Source organism: Paenibacillus glucanolyticus (genome assembly GCF_037333485.1).
GTDB lineage: Bacteria > Bacillota > Bacilli > Paenibacillales > Paenibacillaceae > Paenibacillus_AQ > Paenibacillus_AQ glucanolyticus.
The window spans coordinates 2,809,199-2,811,230 of record NZ_CP147845.1; the positions used below are offsets into that span (position 1 = coordinate 2,809,199).

Sequence of the window (2,032 nt, forward strand, 5' to 3'; positions counted from 1 at the left end):
GAAAGAGGCTGGTATGGGCGAGGTAAGGAGCAAGGCTTATGCGCAGACAGGCTTACTGAGCGTCACAAATGAAGAGGGGCTGCAGCTGTTGGATCAGATTCTCTCCAGCAGAACAGAATCGGTGATTCTGCCGGCTGTTGTTAATCCGGAGATATGGAATCCTGGCATTCTTATGCAAAATGCGATTCAGGAGCGCCCGGAAGGATACACCGGATCGCAGCACGGCGGGCAAAAGGCAGTGCTGGTATCTCCCAAGCCTGGCGGCGATAGCCTATTAAATAAAACGCAAGTCTGGCTCGCCGAATTGCTGGCAGAAGAATTGAAAATCCCTTTCTCCCGGCTGGAGCTTGATACAGCATTTCAGGATTACGGCGTAGATTCGATTATGATCGCTCAATTACTGCGCCGAATGAATCAATTAGCCATGCTGGATCTGGAGCCAACTCTGCTATTTGAATATCCAACCATAGAATCATTGGCCGCGTGGCTTGTCAGTGCCCATCCCGCTGCCGTATCTCAGTTGCTTGGGTCTATGAATATGGAAGGTTATGAACACGAAGGGAAAGAATCTCCACCACAGGTACCAGCGGCTTCAGAAGATAGAAGAAGACCATCCAATAAAGGCATTCATGGAGTTATTTCTTCAGATATTGCCGTGGTAGGTTTGTCATGCCGATTCCCGGGTGCCGAGTCGCTTGAAGAATATTGGAGGATTCTATCGGAGGGAAGATCAGCGATTCGTCAGGTCCCATATGAAAAATGGGGTTACTCCAGCGGCTTCTATGCGGGCACGCTGAATGACATTACAAGCTTTGATCACTCCTTCTTCCTGATTCCTAAAGCCGATGCCCAAGCCATGGATCCTCAGGCGTTAATGGTACTGGAAGAAAGTCTGAAGCTGTTATCTCATGCGGGATATACGATGCAAGAAATGAAGGGAAAGCCGACCGGGGTTTACCTCGGTGCGCGAACACAGCATCAGCCGGAAGAATCAAGCCTACATCAAGCACGTAATCCCATTGTGGCCGTAGGACAGAACTATCTGGCTGCCAATATCTCGCAATTTCTTGACCTCCGTGGTCCAAGCGTTGTGATGGATACCGCCTGTTCTTCAGCTCTGGTAGCGATGAACATGGCCATCCAAGCGCTCCTTGCAGGAGATATCGATTCAGCGATTGTCGGCGGCGCAAGTCTGCTGACAACGGATCGTGCTCACAGAATATTCGCGCAGCGGGGAATTTTAAGTCCGGTGCAGGACTTCCATATGTTTGACAAGCGAGCGGATGGCGTGGTGCTGGGAGAAGGTGCGGGTATGGTTCTGTTGAAGACCGTGGAGCAGGCGCTTGCAGATGGCGATCGAATCTACGCTGTCATCAAGGGAGTGGCCGTTAACAATGACGGACGGACAGCAGGTCCATCAACTCCGAATATCCAGGCGCAGAGAGAAGTTTTACAATCCGCATTGCGCAAGAGTGGCAGGAAACCTGAGGAGATCAGTTATGTTGAAACCAACGGTTCCGGTACGACGGTGACCGATCTGCTGGAACTTAAGGCGATCCATACGATTTATCGGGAGTCGAGCACGATTCCGCTGGGGCTCGGGTCGATGAAACCCAATATCGGGCATCCGCTCTGTGCCGAAGGCATCGCGAGTTTTATTAAAGTGGTATTGATGCTGCAGCATGGACGATTTGTTCCTTTCTTATCTGGCCGAGAAGCTATGGCACATTATGACATAGAATCATCTCCGCTGTATTTTGGCAGAGAAAATACCGAGTGGACTCATGCTCATACATCAAGAATCGCTGCGATTAACTGTTTTGCCGACGGGGGAACCAACGCCCATGTGATTTTGGAGGAGGCCGCGGATTTGGCTCTCCAACGCAATACAAGGCAGCCTGTTCCACTTCCGGCATTAAACAAGCAGCGGCTGTGGCAGACGCATGCCATGACGATACCCGGCAGCAGAGCAGCAGCCGACGTTCCGCAGAATATTTTTTGGGAGAAATTCGACTAGGGAGGAGCCAGTGAG

General features: G+C 51.1%; 1 protein-coding gene. It reads left to right on the top strand.

The annotated features are described in order from the left end of the window. Positions 1 to 172 precede the first annotated feature (172 nt). Complete coding sequence (locus WDY75_RS30760; RefSeq protein ID WP_409348332.1) at positions 173 to 2,017, top strand: beta-ketoacyl synthase N-terminal-like domain-containing protein; 1,845 nt, start codon at positions 173 to 175, stop codon at positions 2,015 to 2,017. The last annotated feature ends 15 nt before the right edge of the window (positions 2,018 to 2,032 follow it).